General features: G+C 71.4%; 22 protein-coding genes. 11 read left to right on the forward strand and 11 right to left on the reverse strand.

What is annotated here, in order from left to right; genetic code table 11:
• Positions 1-6 precede the first annotated feature (6 nt).
• Positions 7-528 (forward strand): pyridoxamine 5'-phosphate oxidase family protein, encoded by a 522-nt coding sequence (locus tag AC5L38_RS07910; RefSeq protein WP_495242097.1) that lies wholly within the window; start codon positions 7-9, stop codon positions 526-528.
• A 5-nt stretch (positions 529-533) separates the two neighbouring features.
• On the opposite strand, the gene AC5L38_RS07915 is transcribed toward AC5L38_RS07910, so the two are convergent.
• Positions 534-656 (reverse strand): hypothetical protein, encoded by a 123-nt coding sequence (locus AC5L38_RS07915; protein WP_495242098.1) that lies wholly within the window; start codon positions 654-656, stop codon positions 534-536.
• A gap of 162 nt (positions 657-818) precedes the next feature.
• On the opposite strand from AC5L38_RS07915, the gene AC5L38_RS07920 reads away from it, so the two are divergent.
• Together AC5L38_RS07920 and AC5L38_RS07925 are read left to right on the forward strand one after the other, a co-directional pair.
• Positions 819-1,370, forward strand: a complete 552-nt coding sequence (locus AC5L38_RS07920) for a TetR/AcrR family transcriptional regulator (protein ID WP_495242099.1) — start codon at positions 819-821, stop codon at positions 1,368-1,370.
• A gap of 295 nt (positions 1,371-1,665) precedes the next feature.
• Positions 1,666-2,019 carry an STAS domain-containing protein gene (locus AC5L38_RS07925; RefSeq protein WP_495242100.1) on the forward strand — a complete coding sequence of 118 codons (354 nt, stop codon included), beginning with the start codon at positions 1,666-1,668 and terminating at the stop codon, positions 2,017-2,019.
• Between the two features lie 740 nt (positions 2,020-2,759).
• Here the strand turns inward: AC5L38_RS07925 and AC5L38_RS07930 are convergent.
• Entirely contained in the window at positions 2,760-3,242 is a 483-nt protein-coding gene (locus AC5L38_RS07930; RefSeq protein WP_495242101.1) for a MarR family winged helix-turn-helix transcriptional regulator, read from the reverse strand.
• A gap of 158 nt (positions 3,243-3,400) precedes the next feature.
• Here AC5L38_RS07930 and AC5L38_RS07935 point away from each other — a divergent pair, with 158 nt between their 5' ends.
• The 4 genes from AC5L38_RS07935 to AC5L38_RS07950 all read left to right on the forward strand — a co-directional run bounded on the left by AC5L38_RS07935 (position 3,401) and on the right by AC5L38_RS07950 (position 7,099).
• A complete protein-coding gene (locus AC5L38_RS07935; protein WP_495242102.1) occupies positions 3,401-3,823 on the forward strand; it encodes an HGxxPAAW family protein in 423 nt (140 codons plus the stop codon).
• 470 nt (positions 3,824-4,293) lie between these two features.
• Positions 4,294-5,304: an STAS domain-containing protein gene (locus tag AC5L38_RS07940; RefSeq protein WP_495242103.1), complete on the forward strand. Its 1,011-nt coding sequence runs from the start codon at positions 4,294-4,296 to the stop codon at positions 5,302-5,304.
• A gap of 406 nt (positions 5,305-5,710) precedes the next feature.
• A complete protein-coding gene (locus AC5L38_RS07945; RefSeq protein WP_495242104.1) occupies positions 5,711-6,415 on the forward strand; it encodes a hypothetical protein in 705 nt (234 codons plus the stop codon).
• 51 nt (positions 6,416-6,466) lie between these two features.
• Entirely contained in the window at positions 6,467-7,099 is a 633-nt protein-coding gene (locus AC5L38_RS07950; protein ID WP_495242105.1) for a thymidylate synthase family protein, read from the forward strand.
• Between the two features lie 81 nt (positions 7,100-7,180).
• Here AC5L38_RS07950 and AC5L38_RS07955 read toward each other — a convergent pair whose 3' ends face one another.
• The 4 genes from AC5L38_RS07955 to AC5L38_RS07970 form a co-directional block, all read right to left on the reverse strand.
• Positions 7,181-8,704 carry an ankyrin repeat domain-containing protein gene (locus tag AC5L38_RS07955; RefSeq protein WP_495242106.1) on the reverse strand — a complete coding sequence of 508 codons (1,524 nt, stop codon included), beginning with the start codon at positions 8,702-8,704 and terminating at the stop codon, positions 7,181-7,183.
• Between the two features lie 238 nt (positions 8,705-8,942).
• Positions 8,943-11,183, reverse strand: a complete 2,241-nt coding sequence (locus tag AC5L38_RS07960) for a heavy metal translocating P-type ATPase (protein ID WP_495242454.1) — start codon at positions 11,181-11,183, stop codon at positions 8,943-8,945.
• A gap of 253 nt (positions 11,184-11,436) precedes the next feature.
• Entirely contained in the window at positions 11,437-12,483 is a 1,047-nt protein-coding gene (locus AC5L38_RS07965) for a DUF8832 domain-containing protein (RefSeq protein ID WP_495242107.1), read from the reverse strand.
• 370 nt (positions 12,484-12,853) lie between these two features.
• Positions 12,854-15,370 (reverse strand): GcvT family protein, encoded by a 2,517-nt coding sequence (locus tag AC5L38_RS07970; protein ID WP_495242108.1) that lies wholly within the window; start codon positions 15,368-15,370, stop codon positions 12,854-12,856.
• A 75-nt stretch (positions 15,371-15,445) separates the two neighbouring features.
• Here AC5L38_RS07970 and AC5L38_RS07975 point away from each other — a divergent pair, with 75 nt between their 5' ends.
• On the forward strand, positions 15,446-16,396 hold the full coding sequence (locus AC5L38_RS07975; protein ID WP_495242109.1) for a phosphotransferase: 951 nt from the start codon (positions 15,446-15,448) through the stop codon (positions 16,394-16,396).
• Complete coding sequence (locus AC5L38_RS07980) at positions 16,393-17,979, forward strand: amino acid permease (protein ID WP_495242110.1); 1,587 nt, start codon at positions 16,393-16,395, stop codon at positions 17,977-17,979. The genes AC5L38_RS07975 and AC5L38_RS07980 overlap by 4 nt, the downstream gene beginning before the upstream one ends.
• 123 nt (positions 17,980-18,102) lie before the next feature.
• Here AC5L38_RS07980 and lipB read toward each other — a convergent pair whose 3' ends face one another.
• Both lipB and AC5L38_RS07990 read right to left on the reverse strand, forming a co-directional pair.
• Entirely contained in the window at positions 18,103-18,741 is a 639-nt protein-coding gene (gene lipB / locus AC5L38_RS07985) for a lipoyl(octanoyl) transferase LipB (RefSeq protein ID WP_495242111.1), read from the reverse strand.
• Positions 18,742-18,786: 45 nt separating this feature from the next.
• Positions 18,787-18,972, reverse strand: coding sequence for a PspC domain-containing protein (locus tag AC5L38_RS07990; RefSeq protein WP_344743060.1), 186 nt, complete (start codon positions 18,970-18,972; stop codon positions 18,787-18,789).
• Between the two features lie 216 nt (positions 18,973-19,188).
• On the opposite strand from AC5L38_RS07990, the gene AC5L38_RS07995 reads away from it, so the two are divergent.
• Together AC5L38_RS07995 and AC5L38_RS08000 are read left to right on the forward strand one after the other, a co-directional pair.
• Positions 19,189-20,748, forward strand: a complete 1,560-nt coding sequence (locus AC5L38_RS07995; RefSeq protein WP_495242112.1) for a M28 family metallopeptidase — start codon at positions 19,189-19,191, stop codon at positions 20,746-20,748.
• 97 nt (positions 20,749-20,845) lie between these two features.
• Positions 20,846-22,351, forward strand: a complete 1,506-nt coding sequence (locus AC5L38_RS08000) for a M28 family metallopeptidase (protein ID WP_495242113.1) — start codon at positions 20,846-20,848, stop codon at positions 22,349-22,351.
• Positions 22,352-22,493: 142 nt separating this feature from the next.
• Here AC5L38_RS08000 and AC5L38_RS08005 read toward each other — a convergent pair whose 3' ends face one another.
• The 3 genes from AC5L38_RS08005 to AC5L38_RS08015 form a co-directional block, all read right to left on the reverse strand.
• Positions 22,494-23,156 carry a mycothiol-dependent nitroreductase Rv2466c family protein gene (locus tag AC5L38_RS08005; RefSeq protein ID WP_495242114.1) on the reverse strand — a complete coding sequence of 221 codons (663 nt, stop codon included), beginning with the start codon at positions 23,154-23,156 and terminating at the stop codon, positions 22,494-22,496.
• Positions 23,157-23,218: 62 nt separating this feature from the next.
• Positions 23,219-24,112, reverse strand: a complete 894-nt coding sequence (locus AC5L38_RS08010; RefSeq protein WP_495242115.1) for a hypothetical protein — start codon at positions 24,110-24,112, stop codon at positions 23,219-23,221.
• Entirely contained in the window at positions 24,109-24,600 is a 492-nt protein-coding gene (locus AC5L38_RS08015; RefSeq protein ID WP_495242116.1) for a SigE family RNA polymerase sigma factor, read from the reverse strand. The genes AC5L38_RS08010 and AC5L38_RS08015 overlap by 4 nt, the downstream gene beginning before the upstream one ends.
• Positions 24,601-24,636: the final 36 nt, after the last annotated feature.

Raw genomic sequence — 24,636 nt, forward strand, 5'->3', positions numbered from 1 at the left:
CCCGCGATGACCGGGACGACGCCCGTCGCCGAACTCCTGTTCGACGACGCCGACGCGACACCGATCAGCACGGACGAAGCGACGATCAGACCGTGGGACGAGGCGCGGGCGTGCCTGGATTCCGCGCCGAAGGCCTGGCTCTCGACGGTGTGGCCCGACGGCCGCGCGCACGCCGCGCCCGTCCTGCTGGTCCGAGTCGGCGACGCGTCCTGGATCGCCACCCGCCCGACGTCCCGCAAGGCCAGGAATCTCGCCGGCAACCCCCGCTGCGTCATCACCGTCGCCGGAGAGACCCTTGACCTCGTGGTCGAGGGGACCGCCGTCCGGGCACGGGAGGAGGACGAGCTCCGGCGGGTGGCCGCCGCCTTCAGGACGAAGTACGGGTGGGAGTTCGCGGTGCGCGACGGCTCCGTCCACGAGGACAGCCTCCCGGGCTCACCCGAGTACGGCTTTTACCAGGTCAAGCCCACGCGCGCTTTCGGTTACGGCACGGACGGCAGGACGGCGACACGCTGGCGGTTCGGGTGAGCGGATCACACCGTGGGGAAGGTGGGCGAGCAGCCCGCGTCGCCGACCAGGCCGATCCGGCCGCACGACCAGAAGTCCGCCCGGATCCGGGTGATCGAGTCGCAGCAGAGGGCGGGGCTCCGGTCCATCTCGTCGAGTTACTTAACGGAAGGTAAGTCATCCGCACGGGCATGGACAGGCACTTACCTATCGTTAAGTCAGTTGTCTTCGCCGTGCCGGTACCCTTGGTCCGAGCACGAGGACGCCCGCGCGTACGGGAGGTCCGGCGCGAGGACAGGAGAGAACGACAGGTGGCCAGGCCGTCCGACACCAAGGCGCGCATCCAGGCGGTGGCACGGGAGCTGTTCGCCGAGAAGGGCGTGCAGCAGACGAGCCTGCGCGACATCGCCGACCGCCTCGGGATCACCAAGCCCGCCCTCTACTACCACTTCACCTCGCGGGAGGACCTGCTCCGCAGCATCGTCCAGCCGCTGATCGACGACGTCGACGCCTTCCTCGCCGACACCGAGGCGAACGCCCCGCAGAGCCCTCGCGATCTCCTCCAGGGCTACTTCGACATCACCTTCCGGCACCGGGAGGTGACCGTGATGGTGGTGCGCGACCTGTCCACCCTGGCCCACCTCGACCTGGGGCCCCGCATGGGCAGCTGGCGGCGGCGGCTCATCGCCCTGCTGCTCGGCCCCGACCCCGACCTGGCCGCCCGCGCCCGCGCGGCCGTGGCCATCGGCGGGCTTTCCGACTGCACCGTGGAGTTCGCCGACGTACCGGCCGCGACGCTCGGCCCCCCGGCGGTGGCCGCCGCGCTGGCGGCCCTCGCGGCCGCCCCGCCCGCGGCGGGGTGAGGCGCGCGGAAGGCGGCGTCACCGGGCCGGGCACCGGTGAGGAACGGACGGGCATCGGCGAGGAGCGGACGGGCATCGATGAGGAGCAGCCGGGCACCGGTGAGGAGCGGACCGGCCGGCCCGGACACGTCCGCGGCGCCGACACCCCGGCGGTGTCGGGCGGACGCCACGGAAACGCACCCCCATGTGACACACTTCCGACATCGCCACGGCGACATCGATCGGTCACACCGCCCGCCCCATCACAACGGACGTTCCACGGGCTGACGCCCGCGGCCGCCGATCGGAGGTCCACATGGACCTGTCCACACACGCCCACCCGGACTGGATGGTCTGCGGCGTCGCAGGCGAGATCGACATTTTCACGGCCCACGCGCTCCGCGAGCACCTGCTGACCGCGCTGGGCCGCCCGGGACACCGGCTCCTCCTCGACATGTCCATGGTCACCGCCATGGACACCAGCGGGGTCGCCGTGCTGCTCTCCACCCTGCGCAGGGCCGTACGGCAGGGCGGCACGCTACGGCTGATCGCGCCGGCGCCGGTGGTGCGCGGGCTGCTGAAGGCCAGCGGGCTGTCGGAGAGGTTCGCCGTCAGCGCCGATCTGGCCGGGGCACGGATCGCCGAACCGCTGCCGGCCGGTGCCAGGTGAGCGGAACCGCTGCCGGCCGGTGCCAGGTGAGCGGAACCGCTGCCGGCCGGCGTCAGGCGAGCCGTCGCCCGCGTCCGACGTTCCGGTCCGGGAGGCCCCGCGTTCCGGCTCCCGACCTGCCTCAATTGATTTATTACTAAAAGAGTGAGGAAACATCACAAAAGCGTCAAACGAGTCTAAAGTTAGCTCATGGTGACTCATCGCACGGCGGTCGTACCGGCAGATTCGGGAAATCCCGGTAAGTGTCTCTGCGGCCATCCGGCCGATTACGTGATCGAAACGCGCTGGTTCTCCGGCAGGCACTCCCGCGACCCGGTCTGCGCGCCCCACGTCACCGAGGTCCTCCAGGGGATCGCGAAGCAGAACGCGCGCCGCGACGGAGGGTGAACGCCCCGCGGGAACCGGCCGCGAGCCCGCCCGCGCGCCGGTGATCGGCACGTCGGCCGCGCCGTCACCATGACCGAGGCATGCCCCGCGGACGCTCCGGGCCGCGGGCTCCCGGCCCTCGGCCCGGCCGCCGGTGACGCCTTCGGGAAACGCGCGAGAACACCGGCACCGCTGCCGGGAACGGCGAATCCGGCACCCCTTTCCGCGTCGTGCCACTTCGCGGCATTTCCCGGCGAAGCGCACAGGCTGCCCTCAGCCCTTCGGCTCGCCACCTCCAATTCGTTTTCCTGATGTTTCTCCTGTTCCTTCCGGCGCGACCGGGACGACCGGGACGACCGTGGCGGCGTCCGGCCTCAGGGAGCCGGAGATTCGCGAATCTCGGCCAGGGAGATCCGCATGGCGTCGGCGGCGCGCGTGAACCAGTCGGAGATGGCGGCCAGCTCGTCCGGACCGTAGCTCTCGAAGAGCTCGGTGAGCCGCCGGTAGGTGGGCTCGTACGCCACCGCGATGCGGGCGGCGGTATCCCCCTCCGGGACGATCCGGACACGACGGCGGTCGTGGGGGTCGGGAACGCGCCGGGCGTAGCCGGCGTTCTCCAGGCGGTTGACCACGCCCGTGACGGCCCCCGTGGTGAGACCCGCCAGCTCGGCGAGACGTCCCGCGGTGAGCGCCTCCTCTCCCGCGCCGAGGATGAAGCCCAGACACGTCAGGTCCGTGACGTTGACGCCGAGGCGCTCGGCGAGCGTGTGCTGCCCGACCAGGCTCAGCGCGATCAGCTGGTCCATCCGGGCCAGGACCTCCAGCGGCGACGCAACGGCCTCGGACTTGCGTTCCACCACAGATTCTCCTTACTATCTAAGAAGCTTAGCTCGTGAGATAAATGATACGGGCGGATTCAACCTAGCGCCTGCCACCCGGCCGCCCGCCACGGCCTGCCAAGGCCCACGAAGTGCGACGGGGACGGCGGGGGCGGCGCTTCAGATGGAGGGACATCGTGGGGATAAGAAAAGACCTCGCGGAGTTGGCGGAGATCCACGAAGAGCACGACATGGGGCACACCGTGGCGGGCTGGACCGGCTCGATCGTCTGCATCACCGGCTTCGCGATCTCCGGGGTGGCGATGGTGGCCGCCAGCGTTCCCTTCTTCTGGATCGGCGCGGGGGTCGTGGCCCTGGGAGGCGCCCTGGGATGGCTTCTCCACCAGATGGGACTCGGCAAGGAGATCGGACCACGGCCGGTGTCCGAACGCGGCATGCGCCGGCGCCCGGCGCCGAGCACACCGGGAGCGGCGGAGCCGCCCGGAGGAGCGACACGATCCCGTACGGAATCCCCCGCGTCCGCCCCGGCCCTGTCCGCCCGCCCGGCCCAGCCCGTGGCGGCGGCCCACGTCGCCTCGGGCACGCGGTCCAGCCTCTGATCCGGTCATCCGATCGGTTCGTACGTCGCACGCCCAAGCCCCGGCGTCACCCGGGGCGCGCAGGCCGGCCCCTCGATCGAGGGGCCGGCCTTTCGGTTTTCCAGCCCGCCGCCGCCCGCTCCAACCCGTTCCGGCTCGTCCCCGCCCGCCCACGGACCGTCTGCCCCGCTCCGATCCGGGCAGGCCGGTGCGGGCAGGCCGGTGCGGGCAGGCCAGTGCGGGCAGGCCAGTGCGGTGGAGGCCGGTGCGGGCAGGCCGGTGCGCTGGAACCGGCGGGGCGGGAGTGTCGATCCGAGGACGAGGGCTCAACGACCGAGACTTCGAACCGGCGGTCCCCTCGCAATCCGCCAGAGAGGACGAAATCACGCAAGTACACTGTAATTCCCCGCCAGCGGGGCAACCAGTACTGCATACCTGGTAATACGGAGGGAACGCCCGCCCTGTGAACTGCGGGTCTAAGGAGTCTTTCCATGCCACCCGAAGGTGTGAACACGCTCTCGATATCGGCCGGTGTGCGCGGAAGCGCCATCGTGGTCCGAGCGATCGGCGAGCTCGACTACGACTATGCGCCGACCTTCCGGAAGGAGATCGTTCGAGCCTGGGGTCTGAGCGCCGACGGCTCACCCTCCGAGCTTCGGTCTCCTCCGTCGCCCGGCTCATCGGCCGAGACCCCGTCTTCTCCATCGCTCGACCCGCCGTCCGAGATCCCCGTTTCTCCGGCCCTCGGCTCGCCGTCCGAGCCTCCGGCTCCTCCCGTGACGCTCTCCGGCCCGCCGTCGCTTCTCCTGGAGGCACCGCTCCTCCCGGAAACGCCGCTCCTCCCGGAAACGCCGCTTCTCCCGGAAACGTCGTTTTTCCCGGAAACGTCGCTCCTCTCGGGAACGCCGCTTTTCCCGCGATCGCCGCTTGAGCCGCCGTTCCTCTCCGAGGTCTCGCCGGCCTCCGAGGTCCCGCTGCTCTCTGGAGGTCCGCTTCCCCCGGAGCCGTCGCCACCGCTGTCGCCCGAGCCCCCTTCCCCGTTCTTTCCCGGGAGCCCGCCTCCCCCCTCCCCGGGGAGCCCACCGCCCCCGGGAAGCCCGCCACCGCTCTTCCCCGACAGTCCCGCTCCCCTCTCCCCGGACAGGCCACCAGCGGACGAGTCGCCATCGGGCGGGCGGCCGTCACTCTCCACGACGGCCTCGCCCGCTTCCTCGCCGCGGGTCCTCCCCTCCTTCGAGACGTCTCAGGACACGCGGGCCCAGGTCGGCTCCTGGCTCATCCTCGACCTGGAGGGGCTCACCTTCTGCGACTCCACCGGGCTCGCGGAACTGCTGTGGATCCTGCGCAGGAGTCAGGAGACCCGGACCCGCCTGGTGCTGGCCGGGGTGAGCCGGACGCTGCGCCACATGATGGCCACCACCGGGCTCCTGGCCTACTTCACGATGGCCGCCTCCGTGGAGGAGGCCCTGCTGGAGGTGCCCGGGGCGGCGGGGGGACACTGACGCGCGGGTGGACGACGGTTCCGTCCTTGGCGGCGTGAGGCGGATCTCGCGATCGCGAAACGAATTTCGCGATCGCGAAACGGTCCGCCGCCATCCGGAGCCGGTGAGCCGGCTCCGGACCGCGGCGGCCGACGGGGAGATCGTCCCGTCGGCACGGGACTCCCTTACGGGAGACTCCCGCGGGAGACGCCTCACGCCGGACATCCCGCGGTGACGCCCGGGAAACCCACGGCGACGCCCGGGAAACCCGCGATGACGTCCGGGGAGGACGCGTCCGGGAAGACGCGTGCGGGAGACGTCGCGTAGAAGTCTGAGACGTATGTCGTTAAAAAGCACTCATTCGCCTGACAAGTGGGTCAATATCTTCTTACGGGAAAATCCACTATCCGGCGAAAGTGGGGTCCCGATGCGGAAGACGTCACCGCGGACGACCGCGGAAGCACTGCCCGAGACCCTGGACGGGCTGCCCGTGGCACCCGGGGAATTCCTCGCCCTCGTGTCCGTGGACTTCAGCGGGACGTACCAGGTCTACCTGGCGGCCAAGGACGAGCGCATCAAGATGACCAGGCTGTCCATGAGCCTGCTCGCCGCCCCGTTCGCCGCCGCGGTCGCGCTGGCCAGCGCGAAGGTGGTCAGCCCGGTCATGCTGACCACCTGGCACAGCGTCCCCTGGCACCTGTTCGCGATGGTCGCCGCGTTCGGGCTGCTCAGCGTGCTGCCCTTCCTGCGGCTGATCGAGGCGGTCAACGCGCACATGAGGACCGCGCGGGCGCTCAACAACTTTCGCCTGCTCTACGCGGTCCATCTCAAGGACCAGTTCTCGGCCCTCGGCTGGACTCCGAACCTGCCGGTGGATCCCCGCTACCCGGAGACGTACGCGCCGATGGCGTGGCCGGGGATCAACGTGATGATGCTGGCCCTGGTCAACAGTTCCTACATCGCGGTCGGCGTGCTCGGGATGATCGGGGCGGCGCCGGCCACGGCCCTGCTTCTGGTGATCATCGGCCTGCTCGCGCTGGTCCACTATTTCGTCTACTACGTTCGCGCGAATGTCTCCCGGCAACGCCGGCTCCCACACAACCCCTTCCATTTCCCCAACGTGGAGACCTGAATGTCCGACCTCCTCAGATTCGCGTCTTGTGGGGAGACGTGGATCTGGCTGATGCGACACGTGACACACAACGGCGGGCCCGCCCTGGACGACCGCGGCCCGATCATCGAGGCTCCGGCGGTGCTTTTCGAGGTCACCGGCCTGGCCTGGGACGATCCGGTGCTGAAATGCTACGGCGACGCCGGGAAGATCCCGCTGTACTCCAGCAAGTTCAGCGAGCGGTCGGTCGTCCCGCCGTTCAAGTACAGCTACGGGGGGCGGCTGCGCCAGTTCCTCGGCGTCGACCAGCTCGGCTGGATCGCCGACGTGCTGCGCGCCAAGCCGTACACCAAGAGCGGCTGGATCTCGCTGACCGCGCCCGGCGAGCCTCCCGACGCGGTGCCCTGCCTGACCAGCCTGGCCTTCAGGCTTCGTGCCGGGCGGCTGGTCATGACCGCCGCCTTCCGGTCGCAGAACGTGTTCACCTCCTATCTGAACTACGTCCCGCTGCGCGGCATCCAGAGCGAGGTCGCGGACGGCCTCACGGTGGGCTGCGGGTCGATGAGGGTGTTCGTCGACGTGCCGCACATCTACACCGCGGACGAGGCGGCGGTCGGGGAGATCCTCCAGCTGTCGGAGCGCGGCGGGCCCGGCGAGGGAGCACCGGCGCCGGGCCCCGATCGTCGGATCTGCCCCGTTCGCTGACCTGGCGGGCCGCCTCCCGGGACGACCGGCCGCCTCCCGGCGTCCGCCGTCCCGGGACGCGGCCCGCGACAGGTCACCGCGTCACAGGGAGGCGAGGTGGGCGGCGACCTCGTGCCGTCCCCCGTGCTCGGCCCACCCCAGGGGCGTGGCGCCGAACCGGGTGTCGCGTACGGACGGGTCCGCGCCGAGTTCCAGGAGAGTCTTGACCATGGGCAGGTCCCCCGCCCACGCCGCCTCGTGCAGCGGCGAGGATCCGCGCACGAGGCCGACCTCGAAGCCGAGGGAGGCCATCAGCCGCACCGCCTCGGCGTTCCCGTGCGCCGCCGCCCGGTTGACCAGGTGCGGCACGCGCTCGACGGCCCTGGCCACCAGTTCGGGGGCGACGTCCAGGCGCTCGGCGCGCATGCAGGCGCCCAGGAACAGGTCGACCTCGTCCAGGGAGCCCCTCGCCCCGGCCTCCGCGAGCATCGCGGCCGCCTCGACGTTCCCGCCGAGCACGGCCAGCTCGTAGGGCGTACGACCCTCGAAGATCGGATGACCGGTGCCGGGGCCGTTCACGCCCGCGCCGCGTTCGATCAGGAGCCGCAGGCGCCGGGGCCGCCGCATCATGGTCGCGGCGAGCACCTCGTCCTGGAGCATCCGCTCCGGTGTCGCGTGGGCGGGACCGAGGCGCCGGTGCCACGGCCCGCCGTCCCCCCGGCCGAGACCGTACTCGAAGAGAAGTTCCAGGTGCTCGGTGTCGTCGGCGCCGGATGCGCCGAGTCCCCGGTTGTAGAGGGTCTGGCTGTCGTTGGGATCGGCGCCCGCCTCCAGCAGCAGCCGCGCCAGCTCGGCGGAGCGCGGGTGCGGCGGCTCGCCGCGCTCGCCGCCGCCGAAGGCCCCGGTGAGCGCGGTGAACGGCGAGGGCAGCCCCTCCCACAGGTATCCCGCGTCCGGGTCGGCGCCGTGTTCGAGCAGCACCCGGGCGGTCGCCGTCGCGTCGCCGCCCTCGACCCGCGAGTACGCCAGGTAGAGCAGCGGCTCCCACCGGTACGGTCCGCCCTCGGCCCGCGCCTGGGCCGGGTCGGCCGCCAGCGTCGCGGCCATCGCCTCCGCCTGGCCGGTCGCGGCCATGGTGTGGACGCTCGCCACCGCGAGCCCCGGGTCCAGGGCCAGCGCCCGCGCCGCCTCGCGACGGCGCGACGGGTCGTCGTTCCCGTACGGCAGGCAGGCCAGCCGGAGGAACTCCGCGACCGGGTCCGCGCTCTCGGGCACCAGGTGGGGCGAGCGGGAGTGCCGCGCGAGGACGTCGAGGTGGGCGCGGAGCCGGGGCCAGCTCGCGAAGCCGTACGCCCTCGCGACCGTCAGCTGGGCGTCGGCCAGCGTGAACCCCTCCGGCGGCGATCCGGCGGGCCGCGCCGCGAGGCCGGGAAGCGGGCGGGGGTCTCCCCCGGCCGGCGATGACCCCGCGGGCCGCGTCCCGAGCCCGGGAAGCGGGCGGGGGTGGAACTCGGCGACCAGCTCGAGCGCGGCGGCCTCGGCGGCGCGGACCGCCCTCCTGAGGCGCTTGGCCTGATTCCTCAGGTGTTCGAGGCTGGGGTTGTCGGGAAGACGGCGAACGGGCACGGGTGCCTCCCTTTCGTCACGCCCGACGTCCGCGTGATCGGGCCGAAAAGGAGGTGGGCCGGATGATCGGGGTGGTGCTCAGGTGGGCTCTGCCCTTCCCGCGGACCGGGTGCGCCCTGCCGCGCGGACTCCACCATAACGTCCGCGCCGCCGGAGCGCCCCTCACCCGTCCGCGCCGCCGGAGCGCCCCTCACCCGACCCCACCGCCATAACGTCCCCGCCCCCGCGAGGGCGCCCCTCACCTGAAGCGGCGCAGCCGGAGGCTGTTGCTGACCACGAACACCGAGGAGAGCGCCATCGCGCCCCCGGCGATCATCGGGGTGAGCAGGCCGAGCGCGGCCAGCGGGATGGCGGCGACGTTGTAGGCGAAGGCCCAGAACAGGTTGCCCCTGATGGTGCGCAGCGTGCGCCGCGACAGCCTGATCGCGTCGGCGGCCACCCGCAGGTCGCCCCGGACCAGGGTGAGGTCGGAGGCCTCGATCGCGACGTCGGTGCCGGTGCCCATCGCCATGCCGAGGTCGGCCTGGGCGAGGGCGGCGGCGTCGTTGACCCCGTCACCGATCATCGCCACGGTGCGTCCCTCGGACTGGAGCCGCTTGACGACCTCCACCTTGTCGGCGGGCAGCACGTCGGCGATCACGTCCTCGATGCCGACGGCCTCGGCGACCGCGCGGGCCACCGTCTCGTTGTCGCCGGTCAGCAGGATCGGGCGCAGGCCGAGCGCGCGCAGCGCGGCGACCGCCTCGGCGGAGGTGGGCTTGATCGCGTCGGCGACGGTGATCACCGCGCGGGCCTTCCCGTCCCAGCCGACCGCGACCGCCGTCTCCCCGCGCGCCCGAGCCCGCTCCAGCTCCTCCTCCAGCTCGGACGGCAGGTGCTGCGACCAGTCGGCGAGCAGCTGGGGCCGCCCAACGAGCACGGCGTGCCCGTCGACGACGCCCTGGACGCCGAGACCCTCGATGTTCGCGAAGTCCTCGACCTGGGCGGTGGAGTCCGCCGCGCGGGCGACGGCGCGGGCCACGGGGTGCTCGGAGGCGGCCTCCAGCGCCCCGGCCAGCCGGAGCACCTCCTCGCGCTCCTCACCGGCGGCGGGGAAGACCTCCCTGAGGGTCATCGTGCCCGACGTCACGGTGCCGGTCTTGTCCAGGACCACGGTGTCGATGCCGTGGGTCGACTCCAGCGCCTCCGGGCCCTTGATCAGGATTCCCAGCTGGGCGCCCCGGCCGGTGCCGACCAGCAGGGCGGTCGGCGTGGCGAGGCCCAGGGCGCAGGGGCAGGCGATGATCAGCACCGCCACGGCAGCGGTGAAGGCCGCCGCGGCGCCGGAGCCGGTGCCGAGCCAGAAGCCGAGGGTGGCCACGGCCAGCGCGATCACGATCGGCACGAACACCGCGGAGATCCGGTCGGCGAGCCGCTGCACGGCGGCCTTGCCGTTCTGCGCGTCCTCCACCAGCCTGGCCATCTGGGCGAGCTGGGTGTCCGCGCCGACCCTGGTGGCCCTGACCACGAGCCGCCCGCCGGCGTTCACGGTGGCGCCGACCACCGCGTCGCCCGGCCGCACCTCGACGGGGACCGACTCGCCGGTCAGCATGGACGTGTCCACGGCCGAGGACCCCTCCTCGACCACGCCGTCCGTCGCGACCTTCTCCCCCGGCCGTACGACGAAGAGGTCGCCCGCCGTGAGGGTGCCGACGGGAACGATCTTCCCGGAGGCCAGCGTGACGTCCTTGGCGCCCATCGACAGCAGCGCGCGGAGCGCGGCGCCGGCGCGGCGCTTGGAGCGGGCCTCGAAGTAGCGGCCCGCGAGGATGAAGGTGACCACCCCGGCGGCGGCCTCGAAGTAGATGTTCCCCGAGCCGTCGCCCCCCGACAGGGTGAACTCGAAGCCGTGCCGCATGCCCGGCATGCCCGCCGTGCCGAAGAACAGGGCCCAGAGCGACCAGGAGAAGGCCGCGATCGTCCCCAGCGAGACCAGCGTGTCCATGGTCGCGGCGCCGTGCCGCAGGTTGGTCCAGGCCGCCCGATGGAAGGGCCACCCGCCGTAGACCACGACGGGACCGGCCAGGGCGAGGGAGAGCCACTGCCAGTTGTCGAACTGCAGCGCCGGGATCATCGCCATCGCGACCACCGGCACCGACAGCACGGCGGAGGTGATCAGGCGCTGCCTGAGGGGGGCGAGTCTCCCCTCCTCATCCGTCTCGTCCCGCCCGGTGGACAGCTCGGTGGACAGTTCGGGGGACACCGGCGGGGCCGGCGGTTCGGCGGTGTATCCGGCCTTCTCCACCTCCGCGACCAGGTCGTCGGAGGTGACGCCGGCGGGGTAGGCGACCTTCGCCTTCTCGGTGGCGTAGTTGACGGTCGCGGTCACGCCGTCCAGCTTGTTGAGCTTGCGCTCGATGCGGGCCGCGCAGGAGGCACAGGTCATGCCGCCGATGGCGAGCTCGATCTCGCCGCGGGCGGGTGCTTCGCCGGTGGTCATGGACGTCACGGCCTCTCCTCGTGCCTTCTCTGTCGTCGTAGGCGGCCCGGAGCCGCCACCGGTCCTGCGGCCGGAACCGTCACCGGCCCGCCGATCCGAGCCGCCGCCGGCCGGTCGGCCGGGGCCGGAGGCCTCGTCGCCGCCCGGGAGCGGGCCCGTCCCTCGACCCGGCACCGGTCGCCGCCCCCGCGATGGGTGTGTCCAGGCATGTATCTCTCCTCGCTATGAGAACACGTAACCCCTATGGGGTATTTCACGGCTGGTGGCTGTGCCCGTGGCCGTCCCCGGACGTCGCGGCCCCGCTCCCCTCGGGGTCCGGGCTCGTGGCGGCGGTGAACACGGCGGTACGCACGGTCCCCTCGTGCTTGAAGTCCAGGTGGAGGCCGTAGGTCCCCGCGCTCGGCACCTCGGCGTAGAAAATGATGTCCGGGCCGGGCGCGGTGCGCCCGTCACCGGGCGTGCCGTCGGGGTGCACGTGCAGGTAGGCCAGGTCGCCGTCGCGCAGCGCGACCAGGTGTCCGTACGCGGCCAGATAGGGCTGCAGGTCCGTGACCGGCTTGCCGTCCTTGGCGACCGAGAGCTTCAGCACGCTCGTACGGCCGGGGATGAGATCTCCCGTGAGGGTGACGGTGTAGTCGCCCACCTTGGCGGTCTCGGACGGGACCGCGGGCGGCTCGGGCCGGTAGTCGCCCGCCACCGACAGGTCCATGCCGAGCGTCAGGGGCTGCGCCCCCTCGGGGGCGAAGTCGGCGAACACGCGGTACTCCCCGGCGGCGGGGAGTTCGAGCGGGACCGACCAGACCCCGCCTCCCAGCTGGGTGGGATGCAGGTGCTGGAAGCCCGTCAGGTCGCGGCGGACCACGATGAAGTGCATCTTCTTGTCGTGCTGGACGGTGAACCCGGTGACGGGGGATCCGCCGGGGCCGATCACCGAGAAGCGGAAGTCGGTCCGCTTGCCCACCTTGACCTCGTCGGTCTCCGGCATGAGCATGTATCCGCCCTGGGAGACCTGGAGACCCGCGGGAAGGGGCTGCTCCCTCGCGTCCCCCACCTTCTGCTCCGCGCCCTGCTCCGCACCCTGCCCCGCGCCGTGGCCGCCGTGCCCGGCACCCTGGCCCGCACCCGGCGCCGTGTCCTGGCCCGCGGCCCGCTCGCCACCGGTGTCGCCGGTGTCGCCGGTGCTCTCGGCCGACGCCGACCCGCCCCCCGAAGGACCGGCCAGCCGGCCCGCCCCCAGGGCGCCGCCGAACACCAGGACCAGCCCCAGCGCGTACACACCCACCTTGATCGCGCCGTTCATCCCGACCATCCCTCCTCGATACCCATGGGGGGTATCAGACCGCTCGACCACAGTGCCACACCACCACCTTTTCGGCAACCCCTGGGGGGTATATATGCGCCGGTCTCCAGGTCACAGAATGGCCGATACGGAGCTTGCTGACGGGAACTACGGGAAAACGGCCGCGCGAGAACCGGGCGGGGAGGGGGCCTCCCCGCCCTCTCGATCGGCGCTCAACCGGGCGACGCCGTCGAAGCCGTGACGGGCCGTCAGGGCGAAGCGCGACGCGCCGGGCTCAGGCTTGACCCAGGCGGACCCAGGCGGACCCAGGCGGACTCGGTCGGACTCATGGGTGGTCACGCGCTCCGGCGGAGCGCGTCCCCGGGGACGGTCAGGAGGGCAGGCGCCGGACGCGTTCCGAGGACGGGTCGTAGAGGGGTTCCGCGGTGACGGCGGCGCCCGCCCAGGTGCCGGTGACGCCGATCTCCACGCGGTCGCCGGGAACGGTGCCCTCGGGCAGGTAGGCGTAGGCGATCGAGCGGTCGACCCGGTGGCCGTACCCACCGCTGGTCACCCGCGAGGCGGGCACCCCGCCGGCGCGGACCGGCTCCCCGCCGAGGCAGACCTGGCGGGGGTCGTCCAGGACCAGGCAGAACAGGCGCCGCGCGGGCACCCCGGCCCTCGCCCCCGTACCCGCGTCCCGTTCGGCCGGTGCGGGACGGTCCCCGGCGGGGCGGCGGGCGGCGTCCAGGGCGGCGTCCAGGGCGGCGCGGCCGAGGAAGTCCTTGTCGCGGGCGACCGCGAAGCCCAGGCCCGCCTCGTGGGGGGTGGTCTCCGGGGTGATGTCCATGCCCCAGACGCGGTAGCCCTTCTCCAGGCGCATCGAGTCGATCGCGCGGTACCCGGCCGGGCGCATGCCGTACGGCGTCCCCGCCTCCATGAGCGTGTCCCACAGCGTCAGCCCGTACTCCGACGGGCAGTACAGCTCCCAGCCGAACTCGCCGACGAACGTCACCCGCTGGGCCAGCACCGGGACGTTCCCGACGCTGATCTCCCTGGCCTTCATGTAGCCGAAGGTCAGGTCGTCGCCGGAGACGGAACCGAGGATGTCGAGCGCCCGGGGGCCCCAGAGGCAGTAGCAGGCGTGGGCCGAGGTGACGTCGCGGACGTCGAGGCCCTGACCCCGGAGCCAGGCGGCGTCGTGGACGCCGAAGGCGGTGCCGGTGACCAGGCGGAAGCGGTCCTCCGCCAGGCGGGTGACGGTCAGGTCGGCCTCGATGCCGCCGCGCTCGTTGAGGAGCTGGGTGTAGACGATCGAGCCCACCGGTTTGTCGAGCTGCCCGGCGCACGCCCGCTGCAGCCCCTCCAGGGCCCCGGGCCCCGACACCTCCAGCTTGGAGAACGAGGTCTGGTCGAAGAGGCCGGCGGCGTCGCGGGTGGCCAGGCACTCCTCGCGCACGGCGGGCGACCAGATCCGGCCCGCCCAGCCGTCGGGGCGAGGGCTCCGGTCGCCCTGGTCCTCCGAGGGAAGGTCCTGGGCGGGCTCGTACCGGTTCACCCGTTCCCAGCCGGACTTCTCGCCGAACGACGCCCCCAGCTCCACGTGCCGCACCCAGGCGGGAGAGCGGCGGAGCGGCCGGGCGGCGGTGCGCTCCTCGCCGGGGTAGACGATGTCGTAGTACTTCGAGTACGAGTCCAGCGCCTTGGCCCGGGTCCACGAAGCGGAACGGGCATGGCTTCCGAAACGCCGCAGATCCATGCCGAACATGTCGTATTCGGGCGAGCCATCCACGATCCATTCGGCCATGACCTTGCCCACGCCTCCGGCCGCCGCGAGGCCGTGGACGCAGAATCCGGCCGCCGCCCACAGCCCGCGGACCGGGGTCTCGCCGAGGAGGAACTCGCCGTCGGGGGTGAACGCCTCGGGGCCGTGCACGACCTTCGTGATCTCGGTACGGGCCAGGGCGGGGACCCGCCGCACCGCGGATTCCCACGATTCCTGAAATTTCGGCATATCCGGGGGAAAGACGGTCCGAGGCTCCTCCAGCGGAGCAGCCGTATCCCATATCTCAGGATTACGGATATATCCGCCCACCAGAATTCCGCCATTCTCTTCCCGGAAATAGACAATGTTGTCCGGATCCCGCACCGTGGGCATGGACGACGGGACCCCGAATGATTCGGTGGTGACATATTGGTGCTTGATCGGCACGACCGGAATATCCACTCCGGCCAGCCTCCCGACCCGCCCGCTGGCCGCTCCGGCCGCGACGACGACGGTCTCCGCCCGGACCGACCACTCCTCGAAGTCCTCGGTGCCCTCGGCCCCCGACGCCAGCCGTACCCCGGTGATCGCGCCCTTCGCCACGTCGAGTCCCGTCACGCGGGTCCCGGTGTGAATCCGCACACCCAGCTTGCGCGCCCCGGCCGCCAGCGCCCTGGCCAGCAGCGCCGGGTCCAGCCAGCCGTCCCCGGGCAGCCAGAGCGCGGCGCGCACGTCGTCGGCGTGCAGCAGCGGGAGCATCTCCTTGGCCTCGGCGCCGGAGACGACCTCCAGGCCCAGGCCGTAGGTCTCCCCGGCCCCGGCCAGCCGCAGCGACTCCTCCACCCGCTCGGGCGTGGTCGCCAGGCGCAGGCCGCCCACCCCGTGCCATCCCGGGTCGAGCCCGGTGAGCTCGGCCAGCTCGGGGTAGAGACCGGCCGAATACATGATCATCTTGGTCTGGGTGACCGTGGAACGTAGCTGGCCCACGAACCCGGCCGAGTGCCAGGTGGTCCCCTCGGTGAGTTCGTGCCGCTCGACGAGGATCACCTCGGTCCAGCCGAGCCTCGCCAGGTGGTAGGCGACGCTGCAACCGGCCACCCCGCCGCCGATCACGACGGCCCGCGCGGAACTGGGAAGTTTCAAAGCGCGCAACCCCTCTGTAACGACTAGTCCACAGAATCGGATCAATGGTATGAACGTAGGCCAAAGGAGGGCGGCATGCCAGATCCTCTAGCGGACGTCCGTAAATGGGCCGGCCAGCCCGTGACCGAGACCCTGATCAAGGGTGGGCTCAGCCACCGGATCTCCCGGCTCACCACGGCCGACGGGCAGCGATGGCTGCTGCGCGTGCTGGACCCCCGGGTGTCGGAGGCCGGTCTGGGCATACCCCTCGACCAGGAGATCGCCAACACGCTCCACGCGGCGGACGCGGGGATCGGCCCCAGGGTGCTGCACCGGCTGCCGGGCGCGCTGGTCCTGGAGTATCTCGACGGCGTCACCCTTGACGCCCACGCCGTACGGACGCTTCCCGGCCCCGTCGCGGCGGCCTGCCGCCGGCTGCACGCCGGGCCCAGGTTCGTCAACGACTTCTCCATCTTTCGCAAGCTCGACGAGTTCCTCGCCCTCTGCCGTACCCACGAACTGGGCACACCCGACGGCTACGAGGACCGCCTTCCCGCGGCGGCGGAGATCGAACGGGCGCTGGCCGCCGATCCGCCGCCCACCGTGCCGTGCCACAACGACCTGCTGCCGGAGAACTTCATCCGCTGCGGCGCCGAGGTCAGGATCGTCGACTACCAGCTCTCCGGGAACAACGACCCGGCCTTCGAGCTGGGCGACATCGCGGCCGAGGCCGACTACGACCCGGACCTGACCGTCCGGCTGGCCCGCGCCTACTTCGGCACCGACGACCGGCGGCTCACCTCCAGGGTCCGGCTCAACCTGATCATGTCCAACCTGACCTGGACACTCTGGTTCGCCGTGCACCACGGTCTGCTCAAGGAGCAGGCGGCCGACGCCGACTTCGACTACGAGGCCGAGGCGGCCGACAAGTTCTCGCAAGCCGTACGGGACCTGGACGACCCGGGGTTCGGGCGGCTCGTCGACGACGTCCGGGGCGCGAGCGCCGGATCTCCCCACCCCCCGCACCACGCAAGGAGGCTTGAGTGACCAAGCCAACATCGGCCGACCCGGTCGACGAGGACGCGAGACGCCTCGCCGAACTCGGCTACAAGCAGGAGCTCTCCAGAACCTGGAGCGGCTTCTCCAACTTCGCCATCTCCTTCTCGATCATCTCCATCCTGGCCGGCTGCTTCACCACGTTCGGCCAGGCCTGGAACAACGGTGGCCCGGTCGCCATCGCGTGGGGGTGGCCGCTGATCTCGATCTTCATCCTGATCATCGGGCTGTGCATGTCCGAGCTGGTCTCGGCCTACCCGACCGCCGGCGGCATCTACTGGTGGGCCGCCAAGATGGGCAGGCCGATCCACGGCTGGTTCACCGGGTGGTTCAACCTCATCGGCCTGATCGCCGTGACGGCCTCGGTCGACTACGGCTGCGCGACCTTCCTGAACATCACCCTCAGCCGGTTCTTCTCCGGCTGGGACCCCAACCTGACGAACGCGTTCATCCTGTTCGCGGTCATCCTCGTGCTGCACGCCCTGATCAACATCTTCAGCCACCGGCTGATCTCGACGCTGCAGAACGTCTCGGTGTGGTGGCACGTGTTCGGCGCGGCGGTCGTCGTGCTGATCCTGGTCTTCGGCCCCGACTCGCACCAGTCGATGTCGTTCGTCTTCACCGAGACGATCAACAACTCCGGCTTCCCCGACTCCTCGTACTGGTTCTACGTGCTGCCGCTCGGCTTCCTGCTGACCCAGTACACGATCACCGGGTTCGACGCGTGCGCGCACGTGTCGGAGGAGACCCAGGGCGCCTCCACCGCCGCCGCCAGGGGACTGTGGCAGTCGATCTTCTACTCGGCGATCGGCGGCTGGATCCTGCTGCTGGCCTTCCTGTTCGCGGCCACCGACGTGGACGCGGTCAACGAGGCGGGCGGCTTCGTCGGCGCCATCTTCGACAGCGCGCTCCCCGGCAACCTGGCCACGGCGATCTTCGCGATCTCCACCATCGGCCAGTTCTTCTGCGGGATGAGCTGCGTGACCTCGATGTCCCGGATGACCTACGCCTTCTCCCGGGACGGCGCCATCCCCGGCTGGCGCCTGTGGTCGAGGGTGGACGCCAACCGGACCCCCGTCAACGCGATCGTCTTCGGCTGCGCGGCCGCGCTGGTCCTCACCCTGCCCGCGTTGTACGAGGCCCCCGGCGGCCTGCCGCTGGCCTTCTACGCGGTCGTGTCGGTGGCGGTCATCGGCCTCTACATCGCCTTCGCGATCCCGATCTGGCTCCGGCTGCGGATGGGCGACCGGTTCCAGCCGGGGCCCTGGACGCTGGGGTCGAAGTACAAGGTCATGTGCTGGATCGCCATCGTCGAGATCTTCATCGTCTCGATCTACTTCATCATGCCGCTGGTCCCGGCCGCCGTGCCGTTCGACGACGAGTTCACCTGGACCGCGGTCAACTACTCGCCGATCGTGGTCGGCGTGATGGTGCTGGCCGTGGGCCTGTGGTGGGCGCTGTCGGCCAGGCACTGGTTCACCGGCCCTCGCCGTACGGTCGACATGGCCGAGGCGTTCGACCCGGCCGGCACGACCGGCACGACCGATCCGGCCGGCAAGGAGCCGATCGGCTGACCTGAGCCTCAAGAACCCTGAGAACACCAGGTGGCCGGCCCGCTCCCCGAGACCGGGCCGGTCACCTCCCGAACCGGCGCCACACCGGGGAACCGGCCCGCGCGAAGCCCCCCCGGACGCCGGTCAGCTCGCCTCGAAGGCCTCCGCCACCGCCGCGCGGACCCGGTCCATGGCCGCGACGGCGGGGGCCTCACGCCCCATGGAGGTCATGTCGACGTCGGGCATGCCGCAGGCCACCGCCCAGCTCCACGGGGTCAGGTCGCCGTCGACGTTGAGGGCGAACCCGTGGCTGGTGACGCCGCGGCTCTGCCGCATGCCGATCGAGACGATCTTCCGCCCCGTCTCGACCGTCCACACGCCGGTCAGCAGCTCCGAGCCCGGCGGGGTGTCGCGGCGCTCGGCCGGGACGCCCAGCGCGCCGAGCGCGCCGACGAGCCTCAGCTCGACCTCGCGGACGTAGTCGACGATCCCCTCGCCCTCGTCGAGCTTGACGATCAGGTATCCGACCAGCTGGCCGGGGCCGTGGTAGGTGAGCTGCCCGCCACGACCCGTGCTCACGACCGGGATGCCGTGAGCGGGGTCGGGCAGGTGCTGCTCAGGGGTTCGCCTGCCCACGGTGTAGACCTGCGGGTGGCTGAGCAACCAGAGCGTGTCGGAGCACTCGTCGCGCTGCCGCCGACCGACCAGGTCGGTCATCCGCTCCATCGCCTTCTCGTAGTCGATCAGGTCGTCGTTGACCAGGGACAGTGGGCGTCGCCTCATGCCCCCCAGCTTATTTTCAGCGGCGGACTGCGAACGCCCCGGGACTCAGTAGCGGACGGCCGGCGCCTTGGGGACGAAGATCCACATGAGCACGTAGGCGACCCACAGGGGGCCCGGGATGAGCGAGAGCAGCAGCCAGAACACCCGGACAAGGGTGGGCGGCATGTTGAGCGTCTCCGCGATCCCGCCGCAGACTCCGGCGATTATCTTGTGGTTTCTCGAACGGTGCACGATACCTCTCCCCGAATCGGTGTTCTTCGTCTCTTCAAACGAACGACCGGAACTCTCCCGTTCCCGGGACATCCCTGAGAAAACCCTGTCAGGGTCGGCTTGATAACTTTTCGTGCACCTGAGCCAGAACGCATCTAGGCGAAACCAGTTGATCACGGTACGTTCCGCCATGTACGTAATAGGGGTTCCCCCCTCCGTTCCACTCCGAGGAGCGCTATGCGCCTGAGGTTACGACGCAGCATGGTCAAGGCCGCCACCCTGGTCACGGCCCTCGCCCTCCCTCTCGCCTTCACCGTCCCGGCGAGCGCGACCATCGCGACCACGACGTCCCCCGGCGTCACCGACGTCCTCGCCAACGTGTTCGCGACGCAGATCAAGGGCAAGAACGTCAAGAAGCACCTGGACAAGTTCCAGGAGATCGCGACCGCCAACGGCGGCAACCGCGCGGCGGGAACGCCCGGCTACGACGCCTCCCTCGCCTACGTGCAGGACAAGCTGCGCAAGGCCGGATACAAGACCTCCACGACCGACGTCGAGTTCCCGCTGGGCTGGGAGGAGGCGAGCCCTTCCATCCTGCAGCAGACGGCCCCCGAGGCGAAGACCTACGCCAACCCGGCCGACTTCGTGACCGTGATCTCCTCCAGCGGAGGCGACGTCACCGCGCAGGTGCAGGTCGTCGACCCCGTCATCCCGCCGACGCCGACCCCGAGCTCGACGGCGGGTTGTGAGACCTCCGACTTCGCCGGGTTCGTCCCCGGCCGGATCGCGCTGATCCAGCGCGGCACCTGCCCGTTCGTCGACAAGGCCACCAACGCCAAGGCGGCCGGCGCCGCCGGTGTGATCTTCTTCAACGAGGGCCAGCCCGGCCGTACCGACCCGCTCGTCTTCGACATCATCGAGTGGCGCTTCGGCTTCCCCATCGTGATGGCGAGCACGGCCGTCGGCCTGGACCTGGCCGACAGCCCGAACACGACCGTCCGCCTGAAGGTCGACGCCGAGACCACGGTCGGCCGTACCAAGAACCTGATCGCCGACACCCGCTGGGGCAAGTCCGGCGAGATCGTGGCGGTCGGCGCCCACCTGGACGGCGTGCCCGAGGGCGCGGGCATCAACGACAACGGCTCCGGCAGCGCCGCCGTCCTGGAGACCGCGCTGAAGCTGGCCCACGTGCCGACCAAGTACAAGGTGCGCTTCGCCTGGTGGGGCGCCGAGGAGCTGGGCCTGCTCGGCTCCGACCAGTACGTCGCGGGCCTGTCGCAGGCCGAGAAGGACAAGATCAGGCTCTACCTGAACTTCGACATGATCGCCTCGCCCAACGACGGCACCTTCCTGTACGACGGTGACGACTCCGACGCCGAGGGCGCGCCCGCGGGCCCGGCCGGATCGCCGGAGATCGAGAAGCGCCTCGAGGCGTTCTACGCCAAGCGCAACCTGCCGTTCGAGGGAACCGACTTCACCGGCCGCTCCGACTACGGCGCGTTCATCGCCAACGGCATCCCCGCCGGTGGTATCTTCACGGGCGCCGAGGGCATCAAGACGCCCGAGCAGGCCGCCAAGTTCGGCGGGACCGCGGGCGTCGCCTACGACCCCTGCTACCACGCCGCCTGCGACGGCATCAACAACATCAACGCCGCCGCACTCGAGCGCAACTCCAAGGCCGTGGGCTACGCCACCGCGTACTTCGCCTACGACCTGACCGGCATTCCCGACCGCAACGCCGCGGCCGCCAGGTCCGCGGCGAGGACCGCCGCGGCCCACGAGGGCGCCGCCCGCTAGGGAACCGCTCCGCAAGCGCACCACCACGCTGTACGGCGCGCACCCGCCACGGGTGCGCGCCGCTCGGGGGACCCACACACCCTCAAACCCGAGGAGCATGATGCGCAGTCTGTGGACCATGGGCATGGCGGCGATCCTTGCCATCCCGTTGGCGTTCACCGCACCGTCGGCGTCGGCCGCCGTCCCACCGGACATCTCGCTGACCGCCGTGAAGGCACACCTCACCCAACTCCAGTCCATCGCCACCGCCAACGGCGGCAACCGCGCCCACGGCCGTCCCGGCTACCTGGCCTCGGCCAACTACATCAGGGGCCTGCTGGACGGCGCGGGATTCACCACCTCGCTGCAGTCGTTCACCTACAACGGCGCGACCGGCTACAACGTCATCGCCGACTGGCCGGGCGGCGACCCGAACGACATCCTGATGGTCGGCGCCCACCTCGACAGCGTGACCGCGGGGCCGGGCATCAACGACAACGGCTCCGGCAGCGCCGCCATCCTGGAGACCGCCCTGGAGGTCTCCCGCCAGTCGCTGGCACCCACCAAGCACCTCCGCTTCGCCTGGTGGGGCGCCGAGGAGCTGGGCCTGCGCGGCTCCCAGTACTACGTGAACAACCTCCCGTCCTCCGAGCGGGCGAAGATCAAGGGCTACTACAACTTCGACATGGTCGGCTCGCCCAACGCCGGCTACTTCGTCTACGACGGCGACAACTCCGACGGCGTCGGCTCGGGCCCCGGCCCGGCCGGTTCGGCGCAGCTGGAGGCGACGCTCCAGGCGTACTTCACCTCGATCGGCGTGGCCACCCGGGGCACCGACTTCGACGGCCGCTCCGACTACGGGCCGTTCATCGCCGTCGGCATCCCCGCGGGCGGCACGTTCACCGGCGCCGAGGGCACCAAGACCAGCGCCCAGGCCACCCTGTGGGGCGGTACGGCGGGGCAGGCGTTCGATCCCTGCTACCACCGGGCGTGCGACACCATCAGCAACATCAGCGACACCGCGCTGAACCGCAACTCCGACGCCATCGCCTACGCCGTGTGGACGACCGCGACCGCCGTGGCCCCGACGGTCGTCTGGCAGGACACCTTCGAGACCGCGACCGGCTGGACGACCAACCCCTCGGGGACCGACACCGCGACCCTCGGCCTGTGGGAGCGCGGCGACCCCGAGGCCACCACCTCCAGCGGCGCCAAGCAGCTCGGCACCACCGTCAGCGGCAGCAACGACCTGGTCACCGGCAGGCTCGCGGGTGCCGCGGCGGGCGACTACGACGTCGACGGAGGCATCACCAGCGTCCGGTCGCCGGCCGTCACCCTGCCGTCGACGGGAACGCTCAGGCTGGCGTTCTCCTGGTACCTGGCGCACGGCTCCAACGCCTCCAGCGCCGACTTCCTGCGGGTGAAGGTCGTCGGCTCCACCACCACCCAGGTGTTCCAGCAGCTCGGCGCGGCCTCCAACCGCAACGGCGCCTGGGGCACGGCCAACGTCGACGTCTCCGCCTTCGCGGGACAGAGCGTCCGGATCCTGATCGAGGCCGGTGACGCCTCCGGCGCCTCCCTGGTCGAGGCCGGGGTCGACGACGTCAAGCTGACCCGCCAGTGAGCGGGAAGGTGACCCGGCCGCGGTAGGCGAGACCGGGTGCGGCCCGCGCCTTCCCCTCCACGGGCCGTCCGGATTCCGTCCGGACGGCCCGGCACGCGGGTCGCACCCCCTCTCGAGCGACCACTCATGAACGCGTGGCCCGTCAGCCCGGGTCGTCGTCGAGCCGGGGCTCCTCGTGCGGGGGCCCCTTGAGCTCGTGGAAGCCCGGGGTCGCGGCCACCAGCAGGGTCCCGTCCCACAGGCGGCCCGCTTGCTCGCCCACCGGGATCCGGGAGATCACCGGGCCGAAGAACACCACGCGCTCGCCGCCGGTCGCGGGGCCGGTGACGGCGACCACCGGGGTGCCGACGTGCTCGCCGATCAGGCCGATGCCCTCCGCGTGCGAGGCGCGCACCGCCTCGTCGTAGGCCGTCGACGTCCCGGCCTCGGCCAGTTCCGGCGGCAGGCCGGCGGCGACCAGGGAGTCGTGCAGGGAGCCGACCCAGTCCTCCCCACGGGCGCGCCCGACGGTCCACATCGCGGTGTAGAGCCTGCCGAGCGCCTCCTGGCCGTACTTCTCCCGTACGGCCGTGCAGACGCGCACGGGCACCCACAGGTATCCCTCGGTGTCGCCCTCGGGGTCCTCGTCGCGGCCCTCGTTGAGCACCGACAGGCTCATCACGTGCCAGCGCACCTCGACGGGCCGCACCCGCTCCACCTCCACCAGCCAGCGCGAGGTGATCCAGGTGTACGGGCAGGAGGGATCGAACCAGAAGTCCGCGATCGTGTTGTCCGTCATCCCGAGCTCTCCGATCGTCGCCTTCATGACGTGTCCAGCTTCGCGGATCCCGGACGCGCCGGGGCGGGGACGCCGGCCGAGGGCGCCGGTCAGGAGGACGGTCGGTCGTAGACACCGATCGCCCAGCGGCCGGGCTCGGTGCCCACCTTCGCCGTCACCCGTTCGAGCACCCGCGTCTCCATCCGAGGGCCTATCAGAGCCCAGTTGACGTACTGCCCGTCGCACATCCCCGTCTTCTCTATCTCCTTTTCCGGGCACTTCAGCTTTTTCATCGCCTCACGTGAGATGCGTGGTCTGGGGGGAAGCACCCAGATCGTTAAGCTCTGCTCCTGCGACGTCCAGCCGGGGGACACCGACTTCTCGTCGTACTGCGTGGTCACCCCCGGAGCGTTCCCGCCGCCACCGACGCGGCCACATTCGCCGACGGAGCCCGACCGGTGTTTCCCCGCCCCGCTCAGCAGGACCACCACCGCCCTCGGGTCCTCGCAGACGACCCGGAATCCGGTGAAGACACTGGTCGGGGTGAACCTCACGACATGTTCCGCGCCCATGATCTTCGACCGGTACGCCCGGATCAGCCGCATCTCGTCGCGATGACGCAGGCCGCTGAGGGTCGCGGGGAGGTCCGTGCCGGGGGCCGGCGAGGTGGCGGTGGGGACGGGCGTGGGGTCGGCGGCGACCGCCACGATCGGCGCCTCGCCTCCGCCCCCGCCCCGGGCGGTCAGCGACGGCGCCACGACGGCGACCGCCAGCGCCCCGGCGGCGAGGACCGCCGCGGCCGTGGCCGCCGTCCGCCGCCGCCGGATCGCCCGGCCCCTCGCGAGGATCGCCTCCAGCCGGGCCGTGCCTCCGCCGCCTCCGCCGCCTCCGCCGACCCCGGTGTTCCGGCCGCCCCCGCCGCCCCCGCCGCCCCCGATGCCCCCGATGCCGTCCGCGCCGCGCTCCTCCAGGAGCGCCCTGAGGTCGTCCTCGGTGCCGCTCATCGCCGTACTCCCGTCGTCGCCTGGATTCCCTGATTCACCCTGAGCCGGGTGAGAGCCCTGTTGAGCTGGCTCTTCACCGTCCCGACCGAGCATCCGAGCACCTCCGCCACCTGGGTCAGCGGCATGTGCTCGAAGTAGTGCAGGACGACCACCGCGCGCTGCCGCCCCGACAGGGTGCCGATCGCCGTCCACAGCGCGTCGCGATCGCCGACGTCGCTCGTGAAGTCCCGTTCCCCGGCCCGGTCGGGCAGCTCCCCCGTCGGGATCTCCCCCCGCCAGCGCCGCCGCCACCAGGAGGCGTGGGTGTTGGCGATGATCCGGTAGACGTACGGGTCGGGGTCGCCGTCGATCCGGCGCCAGGCGAGCCAGGCCCTGGCCAGCGCGGTCTGCACCAGGTCCTCGGCGCTCGCCCAGTCCCTGGTGAGGAGGTACGCCGCTCGCAGCAGCCGCTCGTGGCGCTGCTCGACGTACTCCGCGAAATCGGTCATCATGCCTCCGCCTCGGTGCTCCGACGATGACTACCG

This window comes from Streptosporangium nanhuense (genome assembly GCF_059358815.1).

Excerpts from the sequence above, each read along its gene's own strand:
- AC5L38_RS08010 (WP_495242115.1), bottom strand. The coding sequence starts at position 24,112 with ATGAGCGGCACCGAGGACGACCTCAGGGCGCTCCTGGAGGAGCGCGGC.
- AC5L38_RS07925 (WP_495242100.1), top strand. The coding sequence starts at position 1,666 with ATGGACCTGTCCACACACGCCCACCCGGACTGGATGGTCTGCGGCGTC.
- AC5L38_RS08005 (WP_495242114.1), bottom strand. The coding sequence starts at position 23,156 with ATGAAGGCGACGATCGGAGAGCTCGGGATGACGGACAACACGATCGCG.
- lipB (WP_495242111.1), bottom strand. The coding sequence starts at position 18,741 with ATGAGGCGACGCCCACTGTCCCTGGTCAACGACGACCTGATCGACTAC.
- AC5L38_RS08015 (WP_495242116.1), bottom strand. The coding sequence starts at position 24,600 with ATGACCGATTTCGCGGAGTACGTCGAGCAGCGCCACGAGCGGCTGCTG.
- AC5L38_RS07960 (WP_495242454.1), bottom strand. The coding sequence starts at position 11,183 with ATGACCACCGGCGAAGCACCCGCCCGCGGCGAGATCGAGCTCGCCATC.
- AC5L38_RS07975 (WP_495242109.1), top strand. The coding sequence starts at position 15,446 with ATGCCAGATCCTCTAGCGGACGTCCGTAAATGGGCCGGCCAGCCCGTG.
- AC5L38_RS08000 (WP_495242113.1), top strand. The coding sequence starts at position 20,846 with ATGATGCGCAGTCTGTGGACCATGGGCATGGCGGCGATCCTTGCCATC.
- AC5L38_RS07915 (WP_495242098.1), bottom strand. The coding sequence starts at position 656 with ATGGACCGGAGCCCCGCCCTCTGCTGCGACTCGATCACCCGGATCCGG.
- AC5L38_RS07995 (WP_495242112.1), top strand. The coding sequence starts at position 19,189 with ATGCGCCTGAGGTTACGACGCAGCATGGTCAAGGCCGCCACCCTGGTC.
- AC5L38_RS07945 (WP_495242104.1), top strand. The coding sequence starts at position 5,711 with ATGCGGAAGACGTCACCGCGGACGACCGCGGAAGCACTGCCCGAGACC.
- AC5L38_RS07940 (WP_495242103.1), top strand. The coding sequence starts at position 4,294 with ATGCCACCCGAAGGTGTGAACACGCTCTCGATATCGGCCGGTGTGCGC.
- AC5L38_RS07910 (WP_495242097.1), top strand. The coding sequence starts at position 7 with ATGACCGGGACGACGCCCGTCGCCGAACTCCTGTTCGACGACGCCGAC.
- AC5L38_RS07965 (WP_495242107.1), bottom strand. The coding sequence starts at position 12,483 with ATGAACGGCGCGATCAAGGTGGGTGTGTACGCGCTGGGGCTGGTCCTG.
- AC5L38_RS07950 (WP_495242105.1), top strand. The coding sequence starts at position 6,467 with ATGCGACACGTGACACACAACGGCGGGCCCGCCCTGGACGACCGCGGC.